This is a genomic window from Streptococcus gallinaceus (assembly GCF_024170225.1).
Lineage (GTDB): Bacteria > Bacillota > Bacilli > Lactobacillales > Streptococcaceae > Streptococcus > Streptococcus gallinaceus.
In genome coordinates, this window is record NZ_JALJXU010000004.1 from 130,903 (window position 1) to 153,565 (window position 22,663).

Here is a 22,663-nt window from a genome sequence, read left to right on the forward strand (position 1 = left end):
ATTAATCGCTTTCATTCTATAATAATGTTGAAAAAGACATTAGGAGGAAAGCGTATGTCAGATTGGTTAGGAATCCGTGACAAGGTCTATGTTGTGACGGGAGGTAGCTCGGGAATTGGTCTTGCTATTGTTCAGAGCTTATTAGAACAAGGAGCTAAAGTTGCAAATTTCGATATTCGAGACTCAGATTTTCAAGATGAAAATTTGTTATTTGTAGAGACGGATGTGTCAAGTGCTTTAGCGGTTCAGGATTCAGTTGATAGGGTAATTGAGCGTTTTGGCACGATTGATGGTCTAGTGAACAATGCAGGGATTAACCTCCCAAGCTTACTAGTAGATGCAGCCCAGCCACAAGGAACTTATGAGTTAGATGAGGCCAAGTTTGATAAGATGGTGGGAATCAATATCAAGGGTCTGTTCTTCGTATCGCAAGCGGTAGCGCGCATTTTGGTTGCTAAAAAAGAAGGAGTTATTATCAACATGGCTTCGGAAGCAGGACTTGAAGGTAGCGAAGGACAAAGTATCTATGCAGCCACAAAAGGTGCTGTTTATTCATTGACACGGTCTTGGGCCAAGGAACTAGCCAAGCATCAAATTCGAGTAGTAGGTATTGCTCCGGGCATTATGGAAGCGACAGGATTACGTACTCCCGCATACGAGAGTGCCCTCGCATACACACGTGGTAAAACAGTTGAAGAACTCCGCGCAGGTTACAGTAATACTAGCACCATTCCATTGGGACGCAGTGGGCGTTTGAGCGAAGTTGCTGACTTGGTTTGCTATTATTTGTCAGACCGGGCAAGCTATATTACTGGGGTAACGACTAATGTGGCAGGAGGTAAGACAAGAGGCTAGAAATGGAGAACTATGAGTCTAGAACGAAACAAAAAAGAATTACTATATTATTTGTCTTCTCATCCACATGTACATTACGAGAAGATAAGCTCTAGACTTCAACTTTCTAAACGATCAATTAAATTGTTGGTAGAGAGTTTACTCTATAGCTATGGTCACATTTTTTCTATACAGGAAAAGGGAGAACAACTTTCGTTATTTATCTATGATTCAGAGGCGTTTCGCTTGCTGATATCAGAACAATTATTGCTGTCAACAGATTTAAATTCATTTCATAAAAGACAAGCTATTTTCTTTAAAACCTTACTTGCAGTTGATGGTTATATTTCTGCAGATGATATAGCAGATCAACTAGGGATCAGCCGAAGAAGCCTCAGTCGAGATATGGCCAAAATGAAGCTCGTTTTGGAGAGGTATGGATTAGCATTGACTTCTAAAACGGGGATTGGAATTCGCCTAGATGGTGCAGAACTGTCAAAACGATTGCTCTATCTGTATGAAGTGATGGATTATGTTGAAGACGACATTGAATTGCCAAGCGAAGTTAATGAGACTTATCGTGACTTTGTTTTAAGTAAGAATCTTCCTTTGGATGTACAAAAAAGCTTTTTATATACCATGAAAATCACCTGGATACGCAAAGATAAGCCAGTGGACCTAGAACAACTTAAGTGGTTTACAAGACAAAATCAGTTGGATTTACCGACAATATTCTACGAAATTTTGGAATATTATTGGCAGCGTTCGATCACAGAAGCTGAAAAAGATTTTTTAACTTTTCCGATGCAGATTGGTTTGTTACCTGCAGAAATTCATCGTTCGGATGTTATGGAAGTTGTACAGGATACCTTGCGACGAACGGTTGAAGAATTTGGAATTCAGTTGGCAGTTAACGAAAGCGCTCAATTACTGGAGCAACATCTGATTTATTTGTTAAATCGAAGTACCATGCAATGGGAATTTTCAGAAGTAGGGCTTCGTGAACAGTTGATGCGATCTTCATTTTCGACAGTTGTTGCTCAGTTTTTTCTACAACAATTGGGAGCAGCCCTTCACATGCGCATTTCAGAAAAAGAAAGTGTTCTTTTGGCTGTATGGATGGATTTGCTACTAGCTAGAAATAGTAAACCTTTGATTTCACGGATTGCAGTCATTACTCAAGCAGGACTTTCATTTAACCAACTTGTGGAACAAGAGATAGTTCGTTTGTTCGGCAGAGATGTTCAATTGGATTTTCTTGAATTTACGAATCATCAACCGTATGAAGAGTTAGAAAAACGGTATGATCTGATTTTTACGGATAATTTACTTTGCAGTCAAGAGCTATTTCAATCTTTTTTATCCTTGACGTGGGTAACGAAAGAAAATCAAGCAGAGCGTGAAAGTATCGAGAGGATGGTGTTGGCTCGAAAAATTCAATTATATGGTCAGGTATTGACGGTTGATTTTATAAAAGAAGCATCTTACGAAGTCAATTTACAAACTTTGTTGGACACATTGGTAGATAAGGGATTTTTGATGCCAGAAGCGGTTCATAAGTTGATTGCAAAAGAGAAAAAGCACTCAGCAATTTCTGACAATGGCTTCGCTTTTCCACATTTAACAGTCAGCGGTCTTTCACAAATTACATTATTAGTACCAGAAAATGATGAAGTTTCTTTGATGACCATTCATGGTCAAGAGATTACAGATTTTATTTTATTACTAATTCCAGAAGAATTGAGCGAAGAGCACCAAGATTTACTCTATCAAATATTTGATAATACATTTCGTTTAGAACAGAAATCACAAATTAAAGAACGGTTGGGTTTTCCATTTATGACTGCTTTGCAGAGTATCAGGGAGATGGACTAGGAGGACAATATGAATAGTATTTATATATTCGGGGCAGTTGTAATTGTAGCCTATGTTTTGCAAATTATATTGGGGTTACAGCAATTGAAGAATTTCAATAAGACCTACTCAGAATTACGAAAGAAAGGGTGTGTTGCGATTGGACGTCGAGCTGGAAAAATTAAATCAGGGACGATTGTCATGTTCGCTGTGGATGCTAACGGGATGGTGTTAGATGCACGTAAGATGCAGGGAGTAACTGTCTTAGCTCAATTTAAACCCATGCCTGATTATGTTGGACAAGATATTCATTACTTTGACACATACAACCCTCTGGTACGTAAGGAAAATAAATTACTACAAATCGCGATAGAGGATGCGCGTGAGCTCTATCTACGTGTGGAAGCAGGAAACTACAAAGAAGTTCCTAAATCTGCACCATTATTGGATGTAACTAGCCAATGGCAGCTCTTAAAAACACGGTTTAAACTACAATTTAATCATAAATAAAGGAGTTTGATTATGAACTACATTACAAAATTTGCAGAAGGTTTCATGAAATTGTTCCAATCAGGGGGCGAGACTTTCATTAGTTGGATGACTGGAATTGTACCAGTTGTACTGATGCTTTTGGTAGCAATGAATGCACTGATTGCACTTTTAGGAGAAGAAAAGGTTAATAAATTAGCAGAAGCATCTGCTAAAAATCCAGTGAGTCGGTACATGATTCTTCCATTCATTTCAGCCTTTATGCTTGGAAATCCAATGGCCATCAGTATGGGACGCTTCTTGCCAGAGTACTACAAACCAAGTTTTGTTGCAGCTCAAATGCAATTCTGTCACACTTCAAACGGTGTATTCCCTCATATCAATCCAGGTGAATTATTTGTTTGGTTGGGAATCGCTTCTGGTCTTGAAACACTCGGTCTAAGTACAATGGATTTGGCGATTCGTTATATGTTGGTTGGTCTTGTGATGAATGCTGTGGGTGGTTGGGTAACTGACTTTACAACTGCCTGGGTATGTAAACAACAAGGCGTTACATTGAGCAAAACGTTGAGCTAATAAGAGAAAGAGGATAAGAAAATGGCATATAATAGCATTAAAGTTGTTAAAGGTAGTGGCGGTTTTGGTGGTCCCTTAGTCATTACACCAACAGAAGAAAAACATAAATTTATCTATATCACAGGTGGTGGTGAAAAACCAGAGATTGTGGATAAAATTGTAGAATTGACAGGTATGGAAGCTGTAAATGGCTTTAAAACTTCTATTCCGGATGAAGAAATTGCTTTAGCAATTGTAGATTGTGGTGGAACCCTTCGCTGTGGAATTTATCCTAAAAAAGGTATTCCAACTATCAATATTGTTGCGACAGGAAAAAGCGGTCCATTAGCTCAGTACATCACTGAAGAAATCTATGTATCTGCTGTTGGGGTTGATCAAATTACACCAGCAACTGAAACAGGAGTAGCAGTCGAAAAAGTTTCAACTCCAAAACAAGCGACTTATGATACTAGCAAGAAAATTACAGAGCAACGTGCAGAAACAAGCTTTGTAGCACGTATCGGTATGGGAGCTGGTAAGGTTGTAGCCATCTTTAATCAGGCTGCACGTGATGCAATCCAAACTATGTTGAATACTATTTTGCCATTCATGGCTTTTGTATCGTTGCTGATTGGGATCATCAATGGTTCTGGTGTCGGAAATTGGATTGCGAAATTAATGGTTCCACTGACAGGAAATGTCTGGGGATTAGTGATTATTGGTTTTATTTGTTCACTACCATTTCTGTCACCTCTCTTAGGTCCTGGTGCAGTCATTTCTCAAATTATTGGTACCTTGATTGGTGTTGAAATTGGTAAAGGTCACATTCCACCACAAATGGCATTACCAGCTTTGTTTGCCATCAATACACAAAACGGTTGTGACTTTATTCCGGTGGCGCTTGGTTTGTCAGAAGCAGAAGCTGAAACAGTAGAAGTTGGTGTGCCATCTGTGCTTTACTCACGTTTCTTGAACGGTGTTCCTCGTGTTATCGTAGCATGGATTGCAAGTTTTGGTATGTATAGTTAAAATAGAAGGAGAAAACAGAGAAGGGAATTGTAATGACAACATTATTTGAGACACATATTGTAGGTATTGGTCCAGAGGCTGAAGGGATGCTCTCTGAGGCAAATATGTTTATTCTTTTTGGTGCAGGTGCCCCGGTTGATTTGGCAGAGTATTGTTTCACCATTGACAATAAAAATCTTGCTGGAGAAATTCAAATCGGTGGGAAATTGTTGGTAGATGGTGTTGCCTATCCTATCACAGCAGTTGGGAATTTGGTAGAAACGAATCTTGCTAATTTAGGGCATATTACAGTTTCTCTAGATGGTAGTGAAGAAGGCAGTCTGCCAGGGACTCTTCACATCCAGGCAGAAACATTACCGCAATTAAAAGAAGGAAGCCTTATCCAAATAGTTGCATAAGGAGGGAATATGGCCTTTCTATTAGATAGTGCAAATCTTGCAGACATTCAACGATATCAAGAAATTTTTCCGATTGAAGGTGTAACAACAAATCCATCTATTTTGAAAAAGGTGGGAAAGGTTGACACCTATACTCATCTAAGAGAAATTCGAAAAATTATTGGACCAGAAAAAACGCTTCATGTACAAGTTGTTGGGACAGATGCGGATACAATGCTAGAAGAAGCCGATTGTATTTTAAAGGAAATAGATGCGACAGTTTTTATTAAAGTTCCGGTGACAACAGAGGGTTTAAAAGTAATAAAGACTCTCAAAAATAGAGGTGTTGGAGTTACGGCGACAGCAATTTATTCAAAAATACAAGCTTTTCTAGCTATTGAGGCTGGTGCGGATTATATCGCTCCTTACTACAATCGTATGGAAAATCTGAATAGTGACATGACAGATACGATGACAGCTATTGTAGAATATATTCGAGATAGAAAAGTTGTGACAAAAATTTTAGGAGCGAGCTATAAAAATATAGCGCAAGTTAATCACACTTTAACATTGGGTGGGCATTGTGTTACGGTCAATCCAGAGTTGTTGTGGAATGCTGTCGAGACTCCTGCGGTTCAAAAGGCGGTAGTAGATTTTCAATCGGATTGGGAGTCTGTCTACGGCGGCGGAGCTAACATGTTGTTAAAATAAATTGGATTTCCAATGGAAATATCCAACCAGAAAAGGCAAGGTCTAACTGACCTAGCCTTTTTCTTTTGCGTTTTCCAAGCCATTTTATTATAGGTGAAAATGAAAAGTCTAGTTTTGCACACTTGGGTGTGTACTTATTGGTCTTTTTTAAAACGCTTACAAAAACTATAATGAACCTATAGAAAACAAATAAAAGAAAAGAGGTAGTTATCATGGATTTATTCCTAGCTCCCCTAAATTGGTTCTCGCAAAATATCTTGCAGAACCCAGCCTTCTTCGTTGGTCTCTTGGTTTTAATAGGATACCTTCTCCTGAAAAAGCCATTTCATGAAGTGTTTGCAGGCTTCATCAAGGCCACTGTTGGTTATTTAATTTTGAACGTTGGTGCCGGTGGTTTGGTAACGACATTCCGTCCAATCCTCGTTGCCCTGGCTAAGAAATTTAGCTTGGAAGCAGCCGTTATCGACCCTTACTTTGGTTTGGCAGCTGCCAATGCGAAATTGGAAACCATGGGCTTCATCAGTGTGGCGACAACAGCTTTGCTGATTGGTTTTGGTGTCAATATCCTGCTCGTTGCTCTTCGCAAAGTGACGAAAGTACGGACTCTTTTCATCACTGGTCACATCATGGTTCAACAAGCAGCAACTATTTCAGTATTTGTCTTGCTTTTGATTCCAGCCTTTCAAAATGCCTTCGGCGCTTGGGCAGTTGGTATCATCTGTGGTCTTTACTGGGCTGTCAGCTCAAATATGACTGTTGAACCAACCCAACGCTTGACTGGTGGCGGTGGATTTGCCATTGGACACCAACAACAATTTGCTATCTGGTTTGTCGACAAGGTTGCACCATTCTTCGGTAAAGAAGAAGATAACTTGGACAACTTGAAATTGCCAACATTCTTGGGCATTTTCCACGATACAGTCGTTGCTTCTGCAACATTGATGCTTGTCTTCTTTGGTGGTATCCTTGCTGTCCTTGGCCCAGAAATCATGTCCAATGCAGAACTCATTGGTGCTGGTGCCTTTAACCCAGCAAAACAAGCATTCTTCATGTATATCCTACAAACATCACTTACATTCTCAGTTTACTTGTTTATCTTGATGCAAGGTGTACGTATGTTCGTTGCTGAATTGACAAATGCCTTCCAAGGTATTTCAAACAAATTGCTCCCTGGTTCATTCCCAGCGGTTGACGTTGCAGCTTCATACGGCTTTGGTTCTTCAAATGCAGTACTTTCAGGATTTGCTTTTGGTTTGATCGGTCAATTGATTACGATCGCACTTCTCGTTATTTTCAAAAATCCAATTTTGATCATCACTGGTTTCGTTCCAGTATTCTTCGACAATGCAGCCATTGCAGTTTACGCTGACAAACGCGGTGGTTGGAAAGCTGCAGCAAGTCTGTCCTTCATTTCAGGTGTTATTCAAGTAGCGCTTGGTGCAGTTGCAGTTGGTTTGCTGAGCTTGACTGGTGGTTACCATGGAAATATCGACTTTGAAATTCCTTGGTTGCCATTTGGCTACTTATTCAAATACCTAGGAATTGCTGGTTACGTGATTGTCTGTGTCTTCTTGCTTGCAATCCCACAATTGCAATTTGCAAAAGCAAAAGACAAAGAAGCTTACTATCGTGGTGAAGCACAATAAATGGAAGATTTCTTTATAGGAGGAAAACACAATGGTTAAAGTTCTTACAGCATGTGGAAATGGCATGGGCTCATCGATGGTCATTAAAATGAAAGTTGAAAAAGCCCTTCGTGAACTCGGTGTGACAGATATCCAATCTGCGTCTTGCTCAGTAGGTGAAGCAAAAGGTCTCGCAGTAGGATATGATATCGTGATTGCGTCAAATCACCTCATCCATGAATTGGCTGGTCGTACAAAAGGTCATCTTGTTGGTCTTGACAACTTGATGGATGACAATGAAATCAAAACAAAATTGCAAGCAGTTTTGTAAGCGAATAACAAGTGGGTGCTTTCAAGACGATTGAGAGCACCTTCTCTTTAGAAGATAAATAGGGAGAATTTCCATGAATCTCAAATCATCATTTATTGACAATCAATCCATTCGTCTGGGCTTGTCTGCGAAGACGTGGCAAGAAGCGGTTCATAAATCTGTGGAACCCTTGATTGAAAGCGGTGCGGCTACGGAAGAATACTACGAAGCCATCATCGCATCAACTGAGGAATACGGACCGTACTACATTTTGATGCCGGGCATGGCTATGCCACATGCTCAAGCAGGTGTCGGGGTCAATCGTGACGCTTTCTCACTCATTACCCTCACTGAGCCTGTGACTTTCTCAGATGGCAAGGAAGTTTCTGTCTTGCTTTGCCTCGCAGCAACATCGGCAGATATCCATACGACAGTAGCCATTCCGCAAATCGTGGCTTTGTTCGAGTTAGAAAATTCAATCGAGCGTTTGGTAAATTGCAAAACAGCCGAAGAAGTACTGGCAATGGTTGAAGAATCAAAATCAAGTCCATTCTTAGAAGGTATGGATTTGGAAAGCTAACAAAAGACGATAAGACAAGATAAAGAGAGGATAATACTATGACAAAACACATTCCAAATTTACAAGTTGCCCTTGACCATTCTGATTTGAAAGGGGCGATTACAGCAGCTGTTTCAGTTGGTGCAGAGGTTGATGTGATTGAGGCAGGCACCGTTTGCTTGCTTCAAGTTGGCTCAGAACTCGTTGAAGTCTTGCGCAGCCTTTTCCCTGAAAAAATCATCGTGGCAGACACTAAGTGTGCTGATGCTGGAGGAACAGTTGCCAAAAACAATGCCAAACGTGGTGCAGACTGGATGACGTGTATCTGCTCAGCGACTATTCCAACTATGAAAGCAGCCCTAAAAGCCATCAAGGAAGAACGTGGCGAAAAGGGAGAAATCCAAGTGGAACTCTATGGCGACTGGACTTACGAACAAGCTCAACAATGGCTTGACGCAGGTATCTCACAAGCCATCTACCACCAATCACGTGATGCCCTACTTGCAGGCGAAACTTGGGGTGAAAAAGACTTGACTAAGGTGAAAAAATTGGTTGACATGGGCTTCCGTGTGTCTGTCACAGGTGGTCTTGATGTGGATACCTTGAAACTCTTTGAAGGTGTAGATGTCTTTACCTTTATCGCAGGACGTGGCATCACAGAAGCTGAAAATCCAGCCCAAGCTGCTCGTGACTTTAAAGACGAAATCAGACGTATCTGGGGGTGAGGTCTATGACACGACCAATTGGTATTTATGAAAAGGCGACGCCGAAGCACTTCAGCTGGCTTGAACGCCTTAATTTTGCAAAAGAGTTAGGATTTGACTTTGTTGAAATGTCGGTTGATGAATCAGATGCTCGCCTCGCTCGTCTCGACTGGACAAAAGCTGAGCGTTTGGAAGTTGTCAAAGCCATTTACGAGACAGGTGTTCGCATTCCAACCATTTGCTTTTCAGGGCACCGTCGTTATCCACTAGGGTCAAACGATCCTGAGGTGGAGGTAACCTCGCTTGACTTGATGAAAAAATGCATTGAGTTAGCGCAAGACTTGGGTGTCCGCACGATCCAGCTAGCTGGCTATGACGTCTACTACGAAGAAAAATCACCTGAAACACGTGCTCGCTTTATTAAAAATTTACGTACCGCTTGCGACTGGGCTGAAGAAGCACAAGTCATGTTGTCGATTGAAATCATGGATGATCCCTTTATCAATTCTATTGAGAAGTACCTGGCAGTCGAAAAAGAAATTGATTCTCCTTATCTTTTCGTTTACCCAGATACGGGCAATGTCTCAGCTTGGCACAATGATATTTGGAGTGAGTTTTACAATGGACACCGCTCCATTGCAGCCCTTCACCTCAAGGACACTTATGCGGTCACGGAAACCTCAAAAGGTCAGTTCCGAGACGTGCCATTTGGTCAGGGCTGTGTAGACTGGGAAAACATGTTTGGGGTCATCAAAAAGACCAATTACAAAGGACCATTCTTGATTGAAATGTGGTCTGAAAATTGTGAAACAGTGGAAGAGACAAGAGCTGCCATCCAAGAAGCGCAAGCCTATCTCTACCCACTCATCGAGAAAGCGGGGTTACGCTAATGCCAAAAGATTTACAAGAAATGCGCGAGCGCGTCTGTGCAGCCAATAAATCCTTACCAGAACATGGTTTGGTCAAATTCACCTGGGGCAATGTCTCTGAAATTTGCCGTGAACTCGGACGCATTGTTATTAAGCCAAGTGGCGTTGACTATGACAAGTTGACTCCTGAAAATATGGTAGTGACAGACCTTGATGGGAATGTCATTGAAGGGGACCTCAATCCGTCATCCGATTTACCAACACACGTGCAGCTTTACAAGGTTTGGTCAGAGGTTGGAGGTATCGTGCATACTCACTCAACTGAAGCGGTGGGTTGGGCACAAGCAGGGCGTGACATTCCATTTTATGGGACAACGCATGCGGACTATTTTTATGGACCAGTACCATGTGCGCGTAGCTTGAGCGAAGATGAAGTCAACTCTGCTTATGAAAAAGAGACAGGAGCAGTTATCATCGAAGAATTCGCCCGTCGTGGCTTAGACCCAATGGCAGTGCCAGGTATTGTCGTTCGCAATCACGGACCATTCACTTGGGGCAAAGACCCAGCGCAGGCAGTTTATCACTCAGTGGTGCTTGAAGAAGTGGCTAAGATGAACCGCTTCACCGAGCAAATCAATCCACGTGTTGAGCCAGCGCCAAAATACATCATGGACAAGCACTATCTCCGTAAACACGGGCCAAATGCCTATTATGGACAAAAGGGTGATGCACACTGAGTACACTAGTCCAATGCATAATCAAAAAGAAGCTGGTAATGTTCCAGCCTCTTTTTACCTGTAAAGGATAGCGCTCACAACAAGTGCTAAATATGGTAGAATAAGACTACAGTCTAAAAAATTGTCATTGAAATAATAACCTTTGTAGCAGAGGGTTAAAGAAAGGAGTGCACAGATGTTATTGGATAAAAAAAGTCACGAGCTCTTGCTGTATTTGCTTAAGTTAGAGTCTCCAGAGACGGTTATGACTATATCCCAAGCTTTAGGGCAATCACGTCGGAAGATTTACTATCATTTAGATAAAGTGAATGACGCACTTCCAAAAGATGTGGCACAAATCATAGCCTATCCTCGTGTGGGCGTTGTTTTAGATGAGCCACAAAAGGAAGCCTGTAGGCACCTCTTGGCCGAAGTGGATGATTACTCCTATGTCATGAATATCGATGAGCGTTTGCAGTTGATGCAGACCTATATCGCGGTTTCAATGGAGCGCGTGACCATCGACAAGCTCATGCAGTTGACCGATGTATCGCGCAACACCACACTTCATGACCTCAGCCTCATCCGAGATCGCCTGACGGAAGAATCCTACCAACTCCAGCTGATTGCCACAAAATCAAGTGGCTACCTTTTAGAAGGGCACCCTCTGACAAAATTCCAAAGTCTGTATTATTTGCTCAATACGATTTATTGGCAACGAAGTGATCATTTTTGGGATTTTTTCCAGAGGAAAATGGAAGAATTTGTAGCCATCGAATCGTATTTTTCGAGAGAGTTAGTGGATTTTATCAGTAATTTTCTAACTCAGGCTCAGAGCCAATGGGGGAAGAAGATTGGTCAGCAGGACAAGGCATTTATGCAATTTAGCCTCCCGTATATCCTGCTTAGTTACCGTAATATGGCTTTGGATGAGGACTTAAAAGCTGCCTATTTACGTGACTTTAATTTAATTCTACAGAGGAAAGAATACGAGATTGCCCAGCAGTTAAGGGCGAGTTTGAGTGATTCGTTTGACTTTGAGCTGGATGAGATTGAGGTCTCTATCATTGCGATGTTGCTTTTGTCATTTCGTAAGGAAAAAGACAGCCACTTGGAGAGTCGTGATTATGATGAAATGCGCTTGATGTTGGGGGTCTTTTTAGACGAATTAACTGCACGATATGGCTTGGTATTTGAACACCGTTCGGAGTTACTGCATCAATTATTGACCCATTGCAAGGCGCTTCTGTATCGGAAAACGTACGGTATTTTATCAAGTAATCCTTTGACGGACCATATTAAGGAAAAATACACCGAGCTTTTTGAAATGACCAAGGCTTGTTCAGAGGTGTTGGAAGAGGCTTGGTTTATCCGTTTGAGTGATGATGATATTGCCTATCTGACCATCCATCTGGGCGGGGAGTTGAGACGGAGTGAGTATTGCCCAAAGGCACAGCGACTCATTATCGTCTGTGATGAGGGGATTGCTATTCAAAAACTACTTCTAAAGCAGTGTCAACGGTACTTGCCAAAGCAAACGATTGAAGCGGTTTTTACGACCGAGCAGTTTAACAGCGTGCGTGACTTAATCACAGCTGACTTGCTGATTTCAACGACGGATGCCTTGGATGCAAAGCAGCCGACATTGGTTGTGCATCCGATATTGACGGATGCGGACACGGTGAGATTGCTCCGTTTTGTTCGCCAACAAGGTCGAGACAATCATCAGGATTTGCGTCAGCAACTAGATCGCTACATCAAGCACTATGTCAAAGATGACAAATCTGCTTACGTTCTTCGCTCGAAAATTGAACAATTAATTCATCGTGAATTGCTGCTTGAAGCGGTTCATGAGTCATAAATTTTGGAACTCAGTTGGTAGCCAACTGGGTATTTTTAGTGCCAGAAGGTCCACTTTTGAACACTTGACTGTGTACTTCTTGGTCTTTTTTGAAAGGGCTATCAGCGCTATACTTATCATATAAGAAACATCAAAAACAATTATCAGGAGGATAGTCTGATGGGTAAAGTACAAGAAATTACACGTGAATCATGGATTCTCTCAACGTTTCCAGAATGGGGAACTTGGCTCAATGAAGAAATCGAAGAAGAAGTGGTGCCAGAAGGCAACTTTGCTATGTGGTGGCTAGGCAACTGTGGTGTTTGGATTAAAACACCTGGCGGTGCCAACGTGGTTATGGACCTTTGGGCTAACCGTGGGAAAGCAACAAAAAAAGTCAAAGACATGATTTGGGGACATCAAATGGCGAATATGGCAGGTGTTCGTAAACTCCAACCAAACCTTCGTGTGCAACCAATGGTCATTGATCCATTTGCCATCAATGAACTGGACTACTATCTCGTGTCACACGTTCACTCTGACCACATGGACATCTCAACATCAGCTGCCATTCTCAACAATCCAAAACTGAACCATGTAAAATTTGTCGGACCAAGCGGCTGTGCAGAAATTTGGAAAGGCTGGGGCGTGCCAGAAGACCGCATTCAAGTGGTCAAACCAGGCGACAGTTTTGAATTTAAAGACATTAAAATTACAGCTCTCGAATCTTTTGACCGTACCTGTCTTGTAACCCTTCCAATTGAAGGTTACGAAGAAAATGGCAATAGCTTGAAAGGTCTTCCAGTGACAGACGAACTCATGGCATCTAAGGCTGTTAACTACGTCTTTGAAACACCTGGTGGGACGATTTACCACGGTGCAGATTCACACTTCTCAAACTACTTTGCAAAACACGGTCGTGACTTCAAGATTGACGTTGCTATCAATAACTACGGTGACAACCCAATCGGTATCCAAGACAAGATGACATCTATTGACCTTCTTCGGATGGCTGAAAATCTCGGTGCAGAAGTCATCATCCCAGTTCACTACGACATCTGGTCAAACTTCATGGCATCAACAGATGAAATCATTGAACTATGGAAAATGCGCAAAGAACGCCTGCAATACAAATTCCATCCATTCATCTGGGAAGTGGGCGGCAAGTACACTTATCCGCTTGATAAAGACCGCATTGAATACCACCACCCACGTGGATTTGATGACTACTTCTTAGAAGATTCAGATATTCAATTCAAATCACTTTTGTAATCTATCATGTGAACCTAGGGCAAAAGTCCTAGGTTTCCATTTTATAAAATATCACATTAGAAAACGCTTTATGGTATAATAGAGCTATCTTAAAATTAGGAGGAACTTATGTCAATTCTTTCTGTAAATGCGATTCGTTTCCTTGGAATCGATGCAATTGAAAAATCAAAATCAGGTCACCCAGGAATTGTAATGGGTGCTGCGCCAATGGCTTACAGCCTCTTTACTAAACACATGCGCATCAATCCAGCGCAACCAAACTGGATTAACCGCGATCGCTTTGTCCTATCAGCAGGTCATGGTTCAATGTTGCTTTACGCACTCTTGCACTTGTCTGGCTTTGCGGATGTGAGCATGGATGAGATCAAAAACTTCCGTCAATGGGGTTCAAAAACACCAGGTCACCCAGAATTTGGTCATACAGCAGGTGTTGATGCGACGACAGGTCCTCTTGGACAAGGGATTTCGACAGCAGTTGGTTTTGCACAGGCAGAACGTTTTCTTGCTGCAAAATACAATAAAGAAGGCTACAACCTCTTTGACCATTACACCTATGTTATCTGTGGCGATGGCGACTTGATGGAAGGTGTTTCTTCAGAAGCAGCTTCTTATGCAGGTTTGCAAAAACTGGACAAATTGGTCGTGCTTTACGATTCAAATAACATCTGTTTGGACGGTGAAACAAAAGACGCCTTCACAGAAAATGTCCGTGCACGTTACGATGCATACGGCTGGCACACAGCTTTGGTAGAAGACGGTACAGATGTTGATGCTATTCATGCAGCTATCGAAGAAGCAAAAGTTGCTGGCAAACCAAGCTTGATTGAAGTGAAAACAGTTATCGGTTATGGTTCACCAGCAAAAGCAGGCTCAAATGCTTCACACGGCGCTCCTCTTGGTGCTGAAGAAGCAACAGCAACTCGTGCAAATCTTGGTTGGGACTATGCGCCATTTGAAGTACCTGCAGAAGTATATGCAGATTTCAAAGAAAATGTGACAGACCGTGGTGCAGAAAGCTACGCTGCTTGGGAAACATTAGTTGCAGACTACAAGGCGGCCTTCCCAGAATTGGCAGAAGAAGTAACAGCTATCTTGTCAGGTAAAGACCCGGTTGCTATCAAACCAGAAGACTTCCCAGCTTTGGAAGCAGGTTTCTCACAAGCAACTCGTAATTCATCACAAGATGCCTTGAACGTAGCTGCAGATGTGATGCCAAACTTCCTTGGAGGTTCTGCAGACTTGGCTCATTCAAATATGACCTACATCAAAGCAGACGGCTTGCAAGATGCAGCAAACCCACTGAACCGCAATATTCAATTTGGTGTACGCGAGTTTGCCATGGGTACTATTTTGAATGGTATGGCTGCTCACGGTGGACTTCGTGTTTACGGTGGTACATTCTTCGTCTTCTCAGACTACGTAAAAGCAGCGATTCGTTTATCAGCTTTACAAGGTCTTCCAGTGACATATGTCTTCACACATGACTCTATCGCCGTTGGTGAAGATGGCCCAACTCATGAGCCAATCGAGCACTTGGCTGGACTTCGTGCTATGCCGAACTTGAACGTTATCCGCCCAGCAGATGCGCGTGAAACACAAGCGGCTTGGTACCTAGCATTGACAAGCACAACAACTCCGACTGCTCTTGTCTTGACACGTCAAAACTTGACTGTAGAAGAAGGTACAGACTTTGATAAAGTTGCCAAAGGCGCTTACGTTGTTTATGAAACTCCTGGCTTTGATACGCTCCTTCTTGCTTCAGGTTCAGAGGTCAACCTTGCTGTTGCAGCAGCTAAAGAATTGGAAGCAGCTGGCACAAAAGTGCGCGTGGTTTCTGTACCATCTACTGAACTCTTTGATGCACAAGATGCAGCTTACAAAGAAGAAGTATTGCCAAATGCAGTTCGCCGCCGTGTAGCGATTGAAATGGCTGCAACACAAAGCTGGTACAAATATGTCGGTCTTGATGGACAAGTCATCGGTATCGACAAGTTTGGTGCATCAGCTCCAGCAGCGACAGTTATCGAAAACTACGGCTTCACAGTAGAAAATGTTGTGAACGTGGTCAATAGCTTGTAAGAAAAGAACACAAAAAACTGACTTCGTTTGAGGTCAGTTTTCTCTATGTTTTGTAGAGTAGTTAATAAAGAATGTGGAGGGCTTTCTAGCTGATTGCAGTTTATAATACAGAAAAAACGAGAATTTCGGAGGTTCTTATGACAGCGACAGGTAGACGCATTTTTTCACTGGATGCAGGTCGAAAATATTTCTCACTAGAAGAGTTGAAAACTCTAGTAGCAAAAGCTGCCCAGCTTGGCTACACGGATATTCATCTCTTGTTGGGAAATGAAGGCCTACGCTTTGTTCTTGACGATATGTCCCTTGAAGTAGCAGGGCAATCCTATCCTCATGATGCAGTAGTTGAAGCCATCCGTATTGGTAACGAATGCTATTATGCAGAAGACAATGGTCGGTATTTGACAGAGGGAGAATTGACAAGTCTGATTCATCAAGCGGCCGAGTTGGGTCTGGGTTTCATTCCAGCTATCAATTCACCAGGGCACATGAATGCCATGTTGACAGCTATGGAGCACTTAGGTGTTGAGAGTCCACGCCACCATTATGGCGACATGACATCCAGGCAGACGCTAGATTTGGACAATGAAGTAGCCTGCGCTTTTGTAAAAGAATTGCTCAGTAAATACTTGGTCTACTTTAGAGATAAGTCAGATTATTTTACCATTGGTGCGGATGAGTTCGCAAATGACCTGTATGTTGAAGCGGCTGCCGCTAAAGGCATTACCAATGGATTTTCCGCCCTCCAACAAGCTGGGGAGTACAAAAACTTTATCGCCTATGTGAATGACCTAGCCAGCTTGGTAAAATCATTCGGCATGACACCGATTGTCTTCAATGATGGTTTCTATTTTGCAGGTGACACAACCTATCCTCTAGATAAGGATGTCATGATTTCTTACTGGACAAGCGGCTGGGAAGGCTATGACGTTGCGAAGCCAGCCCTGTTACACCAGCGAGGCCACGTCCTTCTCAATACAAGTGACAAATGGTACCACGTTTTAGGTCGTTTGGTAGAAGAAGATGGTTTCTATCATGTCGCGCAAACCAAGGCAGGGGTGGCTCAAGTGCCACTTGACCAACTACCAAGTCAGGAACCGGGGGAAATTCCTCAGTGGGGTGCAATGTTTGCCGTATGGAGTGACCAACCTGAAAAAGAATACCAGGAAGCCATTATCCTAGAACTCATGGAAGACTTTGCCCGGAACTTCGAAAAATAGAGAAAAGTAGGTAGAAATGCCTACTTTTTTGGTGGGAATGGCTTCATATCAATAAAGAAAACGCTTGACAAATTATATATATAATAAATGGGAATAGTTTTATATAAAAGGAGATTTTTATGAAAAGAATCAAATTAGCCTTTATGTCAGTGCTGGCTATCACTGCATTAACGGCCTGTTCGACCACATCATCGAAATTAAAAGATGCAGCAGCTTCTTTGAGTTCGAGTTCTGCAAGTTCAGAAGTATCTTCTGAAAAAGTTGAGTCTAACTTCGTTGCAGCAGATACATCAGATGCTACCATTGAGAGTATGGTTACTTATAGTAATTATCTAGATATGTATCAGAAAATTTTAGATGAGTATTATACAAATTATGGGAATACCATTGCGGGAACTGCTCTGGATGATGGCGGAGCAACCATTGAAAAAATGAAGCAAGAAAACCAAGCAGCTTTTGAACAACAAAAAGCACAGTATGAATCCATTAAGGACACAAAAATTATTGGCAAAGATACTTTGGTTAAGTTTTTGAAAGATTATAGAGATAATTTAAAACAAACTGTAGATACCATTGCTGCATCACTACAATAGTAAGGAGAAAATAAATTGAAAACAAAAACATTAGCATTGGCAAACGGAATTTTAGGTTTAGTTGGAGGAATTTTCCTTCTGTTTGGAATTTGGTTTATTTTAGGAGTTGCTGCAACTGGAGTGATGACCACTTTTGTATACATTGTGAAAATCGCACTTTTAGTATTGGGGATAGTTGGAATTGCCTACTATAAAGGAGATGAGAGAGTTGGAGCGGCTCCGAGCGTTCTTTTGATTGTTGGGGGAGCAGTTTCTTTGACTCCTTTTCTTGGATGGATTGGCGGAATTTTAGCAATTATTGGTGGTTCTCTCTATTTAAGAACGTTGAAAAAATTTGCAAAAAATTAATTTAAAAAAAGATTTCTGGATCCAGAAATCTTTTTTTAATATCAAATTTCCAAATTTTCTGAATTTTTGATATACTAAAAAGGTAAAATCTTTGAAAGAGGGAAATGTATGACTGCACAAAAAATGACTGCGCAAGAAATTATTGCTTTTATCGGTAATGCTGTGAAGAAAACGACTGTCAAGGTGACTTTTGAGGGAGACTTGGCTGCGGCCGTGCCTGAAACAGTGACTAAGCTTGGAAATGTTCTGTTTGGTGATTGGAAAGACATCCAGCCTTTGCTTGCTAACTTGACTGAAAACAAGGACTATGTCGTAGAGCAAGATGGCCGCAATTCTGCTGTGCCCTTGCTTGATAAACGTGCGATTAATGCGCGTATTGAGCCAGGTGCCATTATCCGAGACCAAGTGACCATCGGTGACAATGCTGTTATCATGATGGGTGCTGTGATCAACATTGGCGCTGAAATTGGGGAGGGTACGATGATTGATATGGGTGCTATCCTTGGAGGTCGTGCCACAGTTGGGAAAAATAGCCACATCGGTGCGGGAGCTGTACTTGCAGGTGTGATTGAGCCTGCATCAGCTGAGCCGGTGCGCATCGGCGACAATGTCTTGGTGGGAGCCAATGCCGTTGTTATTGAAGGCGTTCAGGTTGGCAGCGGATCAGTCGTAGCGGCTGGCGCGATTGTAACTCAAGACGTCCCTGAAAATGTGGTTGTGGCTGGTGTGCCAGCTCGTATTATCAAGGAAATTGATGCGCAAACACAACAAAAAACAGCCTTGGAAGACGCTCTCCGTAATTTGTAATCAATTAGAAAAAGCTTGTGGTGACACAGGCTTTTCTTCGAAAGGATAGAGAATGACACTAGATTTGATAAAGATTCGTCGGGACTTGCATCAAATTCCTGAAATTGGGCTTGAGGAGTTTAAGACACAGGCTTACTTGTTAGAACATATTGCTGACATAACAGTAGGTAAGGATTTTGTGGAAAAGCGGACTTGGCGAACAGGAATTTTGGTTTTCGTAAAGGGGTCAAATCCAGAAAAAACTATTGGCTGGCGGACAGATATTGATGGCTTGCCTATTGTGGAGCAGACGGGTTTAGCCTTTGCCAGTACCCATGAAGGGCGGATGCATGCCTGTGGTCATGATATGCACATGACGGTTGCGCTCGGTTTGCTCAATGAACTGGTGCAGAAGCAACCCAAGGAAAATGTTCTCTTTCTCTTTCAGCCTGCTGAGGAAAATGAAGCAGGTGGTATGCTCATGTATGAAGACAGCGCCTTTGGCGACTGGTTGCCGGATGAATTTTATGGCCTTCATGTGCGACCAGATTTGAAGGTGGGCGATATTGCGACCAATACAGGAACACTTTTTGCGGGAACCTGTGAGATGAAGATTACCTTTAAAGGAAAAGGTGGACATGCGGCCTTTCCTCATATGGCCAATGATGCTCTGGTTGCTGCAGCGCATTTTGTGACTCAAGTACAGACGGTCGTAAGCCGCAATGTAGATCCCATCCAAGGTGGGGTTGTGACCTTTGGCGCCATGAGAGCTGGTACGACCAACAATGTCATCGCAGATGAAGCTTTCTTGCACGGAACCATTCGTAGCTTGACGCAGGACATGAGTCTGCTCATACAGGACCGTGTACGGACGATTGCTCATGGTGTTGCGGCCGCATTTGACATGCAGGTGGATGTGGAGCTCAAGCAGGGAGGCTATCTACCTGTGGAGAATAATCTAGCCTTGGCAGCTGACCTGATGACTTTCTTTGCAGAGCAGAATGGTGTCAATTTGATTGACTGCCTACCGGCTATGACGGGAGAGGATTTTGGTTATCTTTTGAATAAAGTGCCTGGCGTTATGTTTTGGTTAGGAATTGATACTCCATACGCTCTTCACCATCCCATGATGAGCCCAGATGAGGCAGCCCTTGCCTTTGGCGTTGAGCATATCGGAGCATTTTTGAAGAAGAAAGCGGGTTGAGATGGAGAAAAAAGAGCTTCGAGCGCAGATGCTATCTTTTCTGAAAAAGCAGGAAAAAGAAGGGAAAAATCGTCGAGATGAGTTACTCTTGCAACACTTTACTCATATTTCTGCCTATCAAACAGCCAAAACGATAGCAACCTACTTGTCCACAGAGCTTGAGTTTAACACCCAACACTTGATTGCCCAAGCCTTAGCAGATGGAAAACGAGTGGTCGTTCCCAAGGTCTTGCCGGGACGGAAAATGATTTTTATGGTCTATGATGCTGGAGCGATTCAGACTTCTGCATTTGGAGTACCTGAGCCGATTTCAGGGGAGATTGTGGAAAAGTCAGCTATTGACTTGATTCATGTGCCAGGATTGGCATGGAACGATGCTGGCTTTCGTATCGGATATGGCGGCGGATTTTATGATCGTTATCTAGCTGATTTCCAGGGGAAAACAGTCAGTACCATCTACGATTTTCAAGTCCAGGCATTTGAGGCAGAATCATTTGATATAGCAGTTCAGACTGTTTTAACACCTAAAAAAGAAGCCTAATGAAGGGCTTCTTTTTGTAATTTTTTTCTTAAAATCAACGTACTTGGAATGAGTACGAGCACACTTCCAATCCAAGCGGCAGGATTCGCAGCTGCAACACCATTGAAGCCGAAGTAAATCAACCCAATAATAGCGACGCCAGCCCGCATAATTAATTCCATAAACCCAGCCAAGGTTGGCACAAATCCATATCCCAACCCCTGAATAAAACTACGTAGGATGAAGAGAATGGCCAGAATCCAATAACAAGAGCCGTTGATAACATAGTAGACCAAGGCCAGGTGGAAGACCGCAGGATTGCCATCGGATAAGAAAAGATTGGAGAAGAAGCGGTTAAAGACCACCAGTATAATAGCAAAGAAGATAGCCCAGATAATATTGATGAGCAGGGTCTTCTTGAGTCCGTCGAGGATGCGCTGGTATTTTTTAGCGCCATAATTCTGGGCACTGAAAGTAGAGATTGCCAGCCCTAGGTTGATCATAGGGAGCATGGCAAGTTGGTCGGTTTTACTGGCAATGGCTTGCGCTGCAACGGCATCTGTCCCCAGTTTATTGAGAGTGACCTGCAGTGTAATGGAGCCAAGAGCGATGATACTTGCTTGAAAAGCCATGGGAAATCCTAGTCTAGCATGGTGCTTGAGGTTGTCCCTATCCAGATATAAATCGCTCATTTTTACTTGGAAATAGGGCACCCGAAAATGAATATAGACCAACAAGTAAACTACCGAGAAAATCTGAGCAATCACAGTTGCTAAGCCTGCCCCAAAGACACCCATATGAAAGTTGAGGATGAAGATAAAGTCCAAGGCAACATTGATGCAGCAAGCGATGACCAGAGCGACTAAGGGCGTTTTTGAATTGCCCAAAGCCCGCACAGCGCTAGAGAGGTAGTTAAACAAAATCGTAAAGACCATTCCACCAAAAATAGCTAGCAAGAAACGATGAGAATGCTCGATGAGTTTGTCAGGAGTCTGCATGAGGACCAGGAGAGGCTTCAACCATATCAAGGAGAGTACCGTCAGGACAAGGCTGACTAGAATGGAATAGAACAAGCCATGCACAAAACTAGAACGGATCCCAGCCTCATCACCTGCACCAAATTTTTGGGAGGTGACAATACACAATCCCGAAGTTAGCCCTTGAGCAAAACCAATAATCAAGAAGGTTAGACTGCCCGTTGCTCCGACAGCCGCAAAAGATGTCTGACCAAGTGTGTGCCCGACAATCATACTATCGGCGAAGTTGTAGGCCAACTGAAAAAAGCTACCGATTAGCAGCGGGATGGTAAAAGCTAATATGACTCGTAGAGGATTTCCTTTAGTTAAATCGTGCACGTTTTTCTCCTTTTTCAACCGTCATTATATCATGATTTTACAGGCATGATTAGTAAAAATCAAGTAAACTTGCCCAGCAACTGGAATTGTGCTACTATTACAGTATTTTAAGGAGGATGAGATGGGACAAGTATTTAAGAAAGAATATCCTATTACAAATAGTTTATTGGCTATTACGACGGCTGTATTTTTGGCGATGCAAATTTTTCGTTTTGGACAAGCGACTAGCGCACAGACGATTTTTGACTTCGGAGGCTTGTTGGGGCTTGCTGTGGAGCAAGACATCACGCAGATATGGCGGTTGGTGACGCCAATTTTTGTTCATATTGGCTGGGAACATTTCCTCTTCAATAGTTTCACCTTGCTGATTTTTGGTTATCAGGTGGAAGATATATTGGGGAGTTGGCATTTTTTAGCCCTCTATCTTTTGTCTGGCTTATTAGGAAATGTATTTATCTTGTGTTTCACTCCAACTGTTGTTGCAGCAGGGGCTTCGACGTCTTTGTTTGGCTTGTTTGGGGTAATGGCGGTGCTCCGTTACCAGTCTCGCAGTGCCTATGTCCGTTTTTTGGGTCAGCGTTATGTGGGCTTGCTGATTGCCAATCTGATTGTGACAGCTATCACTCCCAATATCAGCGTTGCAGGTCATATTGGTGGCTTAGTCGGAGGTGTCTTGTGTGCATTTATTTTGGCCTTACCTAGAGAACCCTGGCTCTTTACCAAGCAACAACGATGGCTTGCAGCGGGAGGCTACATTCTGTTGACAGGCTTCCTTCTCTTTTGGGGAATAAAATAGGCTCGGAAATTCCGAGCCTAT

Annotated in this window: 24 protein-coding genes; 23 read left to right on the forward strand and 1 reads right to left on the reverse strand. The window is 42.6% G+C overall.

Annotated features, from left to right (window positions below; translation table 11 throughout):
- Window positions 1–54 precede the first annotated feature (54 nt).
- The 22 genes from J2T50_RS06105 to J2T50_RS06210 all read left to right on the forward strand — a co-directional run bounded on the left by J2T50_RS06105 (window position 55) and on the right by J2T50_RS06210 (window position 20,512).
- Entirely contained in the window at window positions 55–855 is an 801-nt protein-coding gene (locus tag J2T50_RS06105) for an SDR family oxidoreductase (RefSeq protein WP_253364750.1), read from the forward strand.
- Between the two features lie 12 nt (window positions 856–867).
- Window positions 868–2,709 (forward strand): HTH domain-containing protein, encoded by a 1,842-nt coding sequence (locus J2T50_RS06110; protein ID WP_253364752.1) that lies wholly within the window; start codon window positions 868–870, stop codon window positions 2,707–2,709.
- A gap of 9 nt (window positions 2,710–2,718) precedes the next feature.
- Complete coding sequence (locus tag J2T50_RS06115) at window positions 2,719–3,198, forward strand: transcriptional regulator GutM (RefSeq protein WP_253364754.1); 480 nt, start codon at window positions 2,719–2,721, stop codon at window positions 3,196–3,198.
- Between the two features lie 12 nt (window positions 3,199–3,210).
- Window positions 3,211–3,753 (forward strand): PTS glucitol/sorbitol transporter subunit IIC, encoded by a 543-nt coding sequence (gene srlA / locus J2T50_RS06120; RefSeq protein WP_253364756.1) that lies wholly within the window; start codon window positions 3,211–3,213, stop codon window positions 3,751–3,753.
- A gap of 21 nt (window positions 3,754–3,774) precedes the next feature.
- On the forward strand, window positions 3,775–4,761 hold the full coding sequence (srlE, locus tag J2T50_RS06125) for a PTS glucitol/sorbitol transporter subunit IIB (protein ID WP_253364758.1): 987 nt from the start codon (window positions 3,775–3,777) through the stop codon (window positions 4,759–4,761).
- Between the two features lie 32 nt (window positions 4,762–4,793).
- Complete coding sequence (locus tag J2T50_RS06130; RefSeq protein ID WP_253364760.1) at window positions 4,794–5,159, forward strand: PTS glucitol/sorbitol transporter subunit IIA; 366 nt, start codon at window positions 4,794–4,796, stop codon at window positions 5,157–5,159.
- A gap of 9 nt (window positions 5,160–5,168) precedes the next feature.
- The gene (locus J2T50_RS06135) at window positions 5,169–5,849 is read left to right on the forward strand and encodes a fructose-6-phosphate aldolase (RefSeq protein WP_253364762.1); all 681 of its coding nucleotides are present in this window, start codon (window positions 5,169–5,171) and stop codon (window positions 5,847–5,849) included.
- A gap of 212 nt (window positions 5,850–6,061) precedes the next feature.
- Complete coding sequence (locus tag J2T50_RS06140) at window positions 6,062–7,495, forward strand: PTS sugar transporter subunit IIC (protein WP_253364764.1); 1,434 nt, start codon at window positions 6,062–6,064, stop codon at window positions 7,493–7,495.
- A gap of 31 nt (window positions 7,496–7,526) precedes the next feature.
- On the forward strand, window positions 7,527–7,805 hold the full coding sequence (locus tag J2T50_RS06145; RefSeq protein ID WP_253364766.1) for a PTS sugar transporter subunit IIB: 279 nt from the start codon (window positions 7,527–7,529) through the stop codon (window positions 7,803–7,805).
- Window positions 7,806–7,878: 73 nt separating this feature from the next.
- Complete coding sequence (locus tag J2T50_RS06150) at window positions 7,879–8,364, forward strand: PTS sugar transporter subunit IIA (RefSeq protein WP_253364768.1); 486 nt, start codon at window positions 7,879–7,881, stop codon at window positions 8,362–8,364.
- Between the two features lie 38 nt (window positions 8,365–8,402).
- Window positions 8,403–9,068, forward strand: a complete 666-nt coding sequence (locus J2T50_RS06155; protein WP_253364770.1) for a 3-keto-L-gulonate-6-phosphate decarboxylase UlaD — start codon at window positions 8,403–8,405, stop codon at window positions 9,066–9,068.
- 5 nt (window positions 9,069–9,073) lie between these two features.
- Window positions 9,074–9,937, forward strand: a complete 864-nt coding sequence (locus tag J2T50_RS06160; RefSeq protein ID WP_253364772.1) for an L-ribulose-5-phosphate 3-epimerase — start codon at window positions 9,074–9,076, stop codon at window positions 9,935–9,937.
- Window positions 9,937–10,653, forward strand: a complete 717-nt coding sequence (locus J2T50_RS06165) for an L-ribulose-5-phosphate 4-epimerase (RefSeq protein ID WP_253364774.1) — start codon at window positions 9,937–9,939, stop codon at window positions 10,651–10,653. The genes J2T50_RS06160 and J2T50_RS06165 overlap by 1 nt, the downstream gene beginning before the upstream one ends.
- Window positions 10,654–10,828: 175 nt before the next feature.
- On the forward strand, window positions 10,829–12,493 hold the full coding sequence (locus tag J2T50_RS06170) for a BglG family transcription antiterminator (protein WP_253364776.1): 1,665 nt from the start codon (window positions 10,829–10,831) through the stop codon (window positions 12,491–12,493).
- A 159-nt stretch (window positions 12,494–12,652) separates the two neighbouring features.
- Window positions 12,653–13,744, forward strand: coding sequence for an L-ascorbate 6-phosphate lactonase (gene ulaG, locus J2T50_RS06175; protein WP_253364778.1), 1,092 nt, complete (start codon window positions 12,653–12,655; stop codon window positions 13,742–13,744).
- A 108-nt stretch (window positions 13,745–13,852) separates the two neighbouring features.
- The gene (tkt, locus tag J2T50_RS06180; RefSeq protein ID WP_253364780.1) at window positions 13,853–15,823 is read left to right on the forward strand and encodes a transketolase; all 1,971 of its coding nucleotides are present in this window, start codon (window positions 13,853–13,855) and stop codon (window positions 15,821–15,823) included.
- Window positions 15,824–15,960: 137 nt separating this feature from the next.
- Window positions 15,961–17,040: a beta-N-acetylhexosaminidase gene (locus J2T50_RS06185; RefSeq protein WP_253364782.1), complete on the forward strand. Its 1,080-nt coding sequence runs from the start codon at window positions 15,961–15,963 to the stop codon at window positions 17,038–17,040.
- 119 nt (window positions 17,041–17,159) lie between these two features.
- Window positions 17,160–17,633, forward strand: coding sequence for a hypothetical protein (locus tag J2T50_RS06190; RefSeq protein ID WP_253364784.1), 474 nt, complete (start codon window positions 17,160–17,162; stop codon window positions 17,631–17,633).
- A 15-nt stretch (window positions 17,634–17,648) separates the two neighbouring features.
- Complete coding sequence (locus J2T50_RS06195) at window positions 17,649–17,981, forward strand: hypothetical protein (RefSeq protein ID WP_253364786.1); 333 nt, start codon at window positions 17,649–17,651, stop codon at window positions 17,979–17,981.
- Between the two features lie 108 nt (window positions 17,982–18,089).
- Window positions 18,090–18,788 carry a 2,3,4,5-tetrahydropyridine-2,6-dicarboxylate N-acetyltransferase gene (dapD, locus tag J2T50_RS06200; RefSeq protein ID WP_253364788.1) on the forward strand — a complete coding sequence of 233 codons (699 nt, stop codon included), beginning with the start codon at window positions 18,090–18,092 and terminating at the stop codon, window positions 18,786–18,788.
- Between the two features lie 52 nt (window positions 18,789–18,840).
- Window positions 18,841–19,971: an N-acetyldiaminopimelate deacetylase gene (locus J2T50_RS06205; RefSeq protein ID WP_253364790.1), complete on the forward strand. Its 1,131-nt coding sequence runs from the start codon at window positions 18,841–18,843 to the stop codon at window positions 19,969–19,971.
- A gap of 1 nt (window position 19,972) precedes the next feature.
- Window positions 19,973–20,512, forward strand: a complete 540-nt coding sequence (locus J2T50_RS06210) for a 5-formyltetrahydrofolate cyclo-ligase (RefSeq protein ID WP_253364792.1) — start codon at window positions 19,973–19,975, stop codon at window positions 20,510–20,512.
- Here the strand turns inward: J2T50_RS06210 and J2T50_RS06215 are convergent.
- On the reverse strand, window positions 20,509–21,846 hold the full coding sequence (locus J2T50_RS06215) for an MATE family efflux transporter (RefSeq protein ID WP_253364794.1): 1,338 nt from the start codon (window positions 21,844–21,846) through the stop codon (window positions 20,509–20,511). The genes J2T50_RS06210 and J2T50_RS06215 overlap by 4 nt on opposite strands.
- Before the next feature lie 121 nt (window positions 21,847–21,967).
- Between J2T50_RS06215 and J2T50_RS06220 the strand changes: the two genes are divergently transcribed.
- Complete coding sequence (locus J2T50_RS06220; protein WP_253364796.1) at window positions 21,968–22,642, forward strand: rhomboid family intramembrane serine protease; 675 nt, start codon at window positions 21,968–21,970, stop codon at window positions 22,640–22,642.
- The last annotated feature ends 21 nt before the right edge of the window (window positions 22,643–22,663 follow it).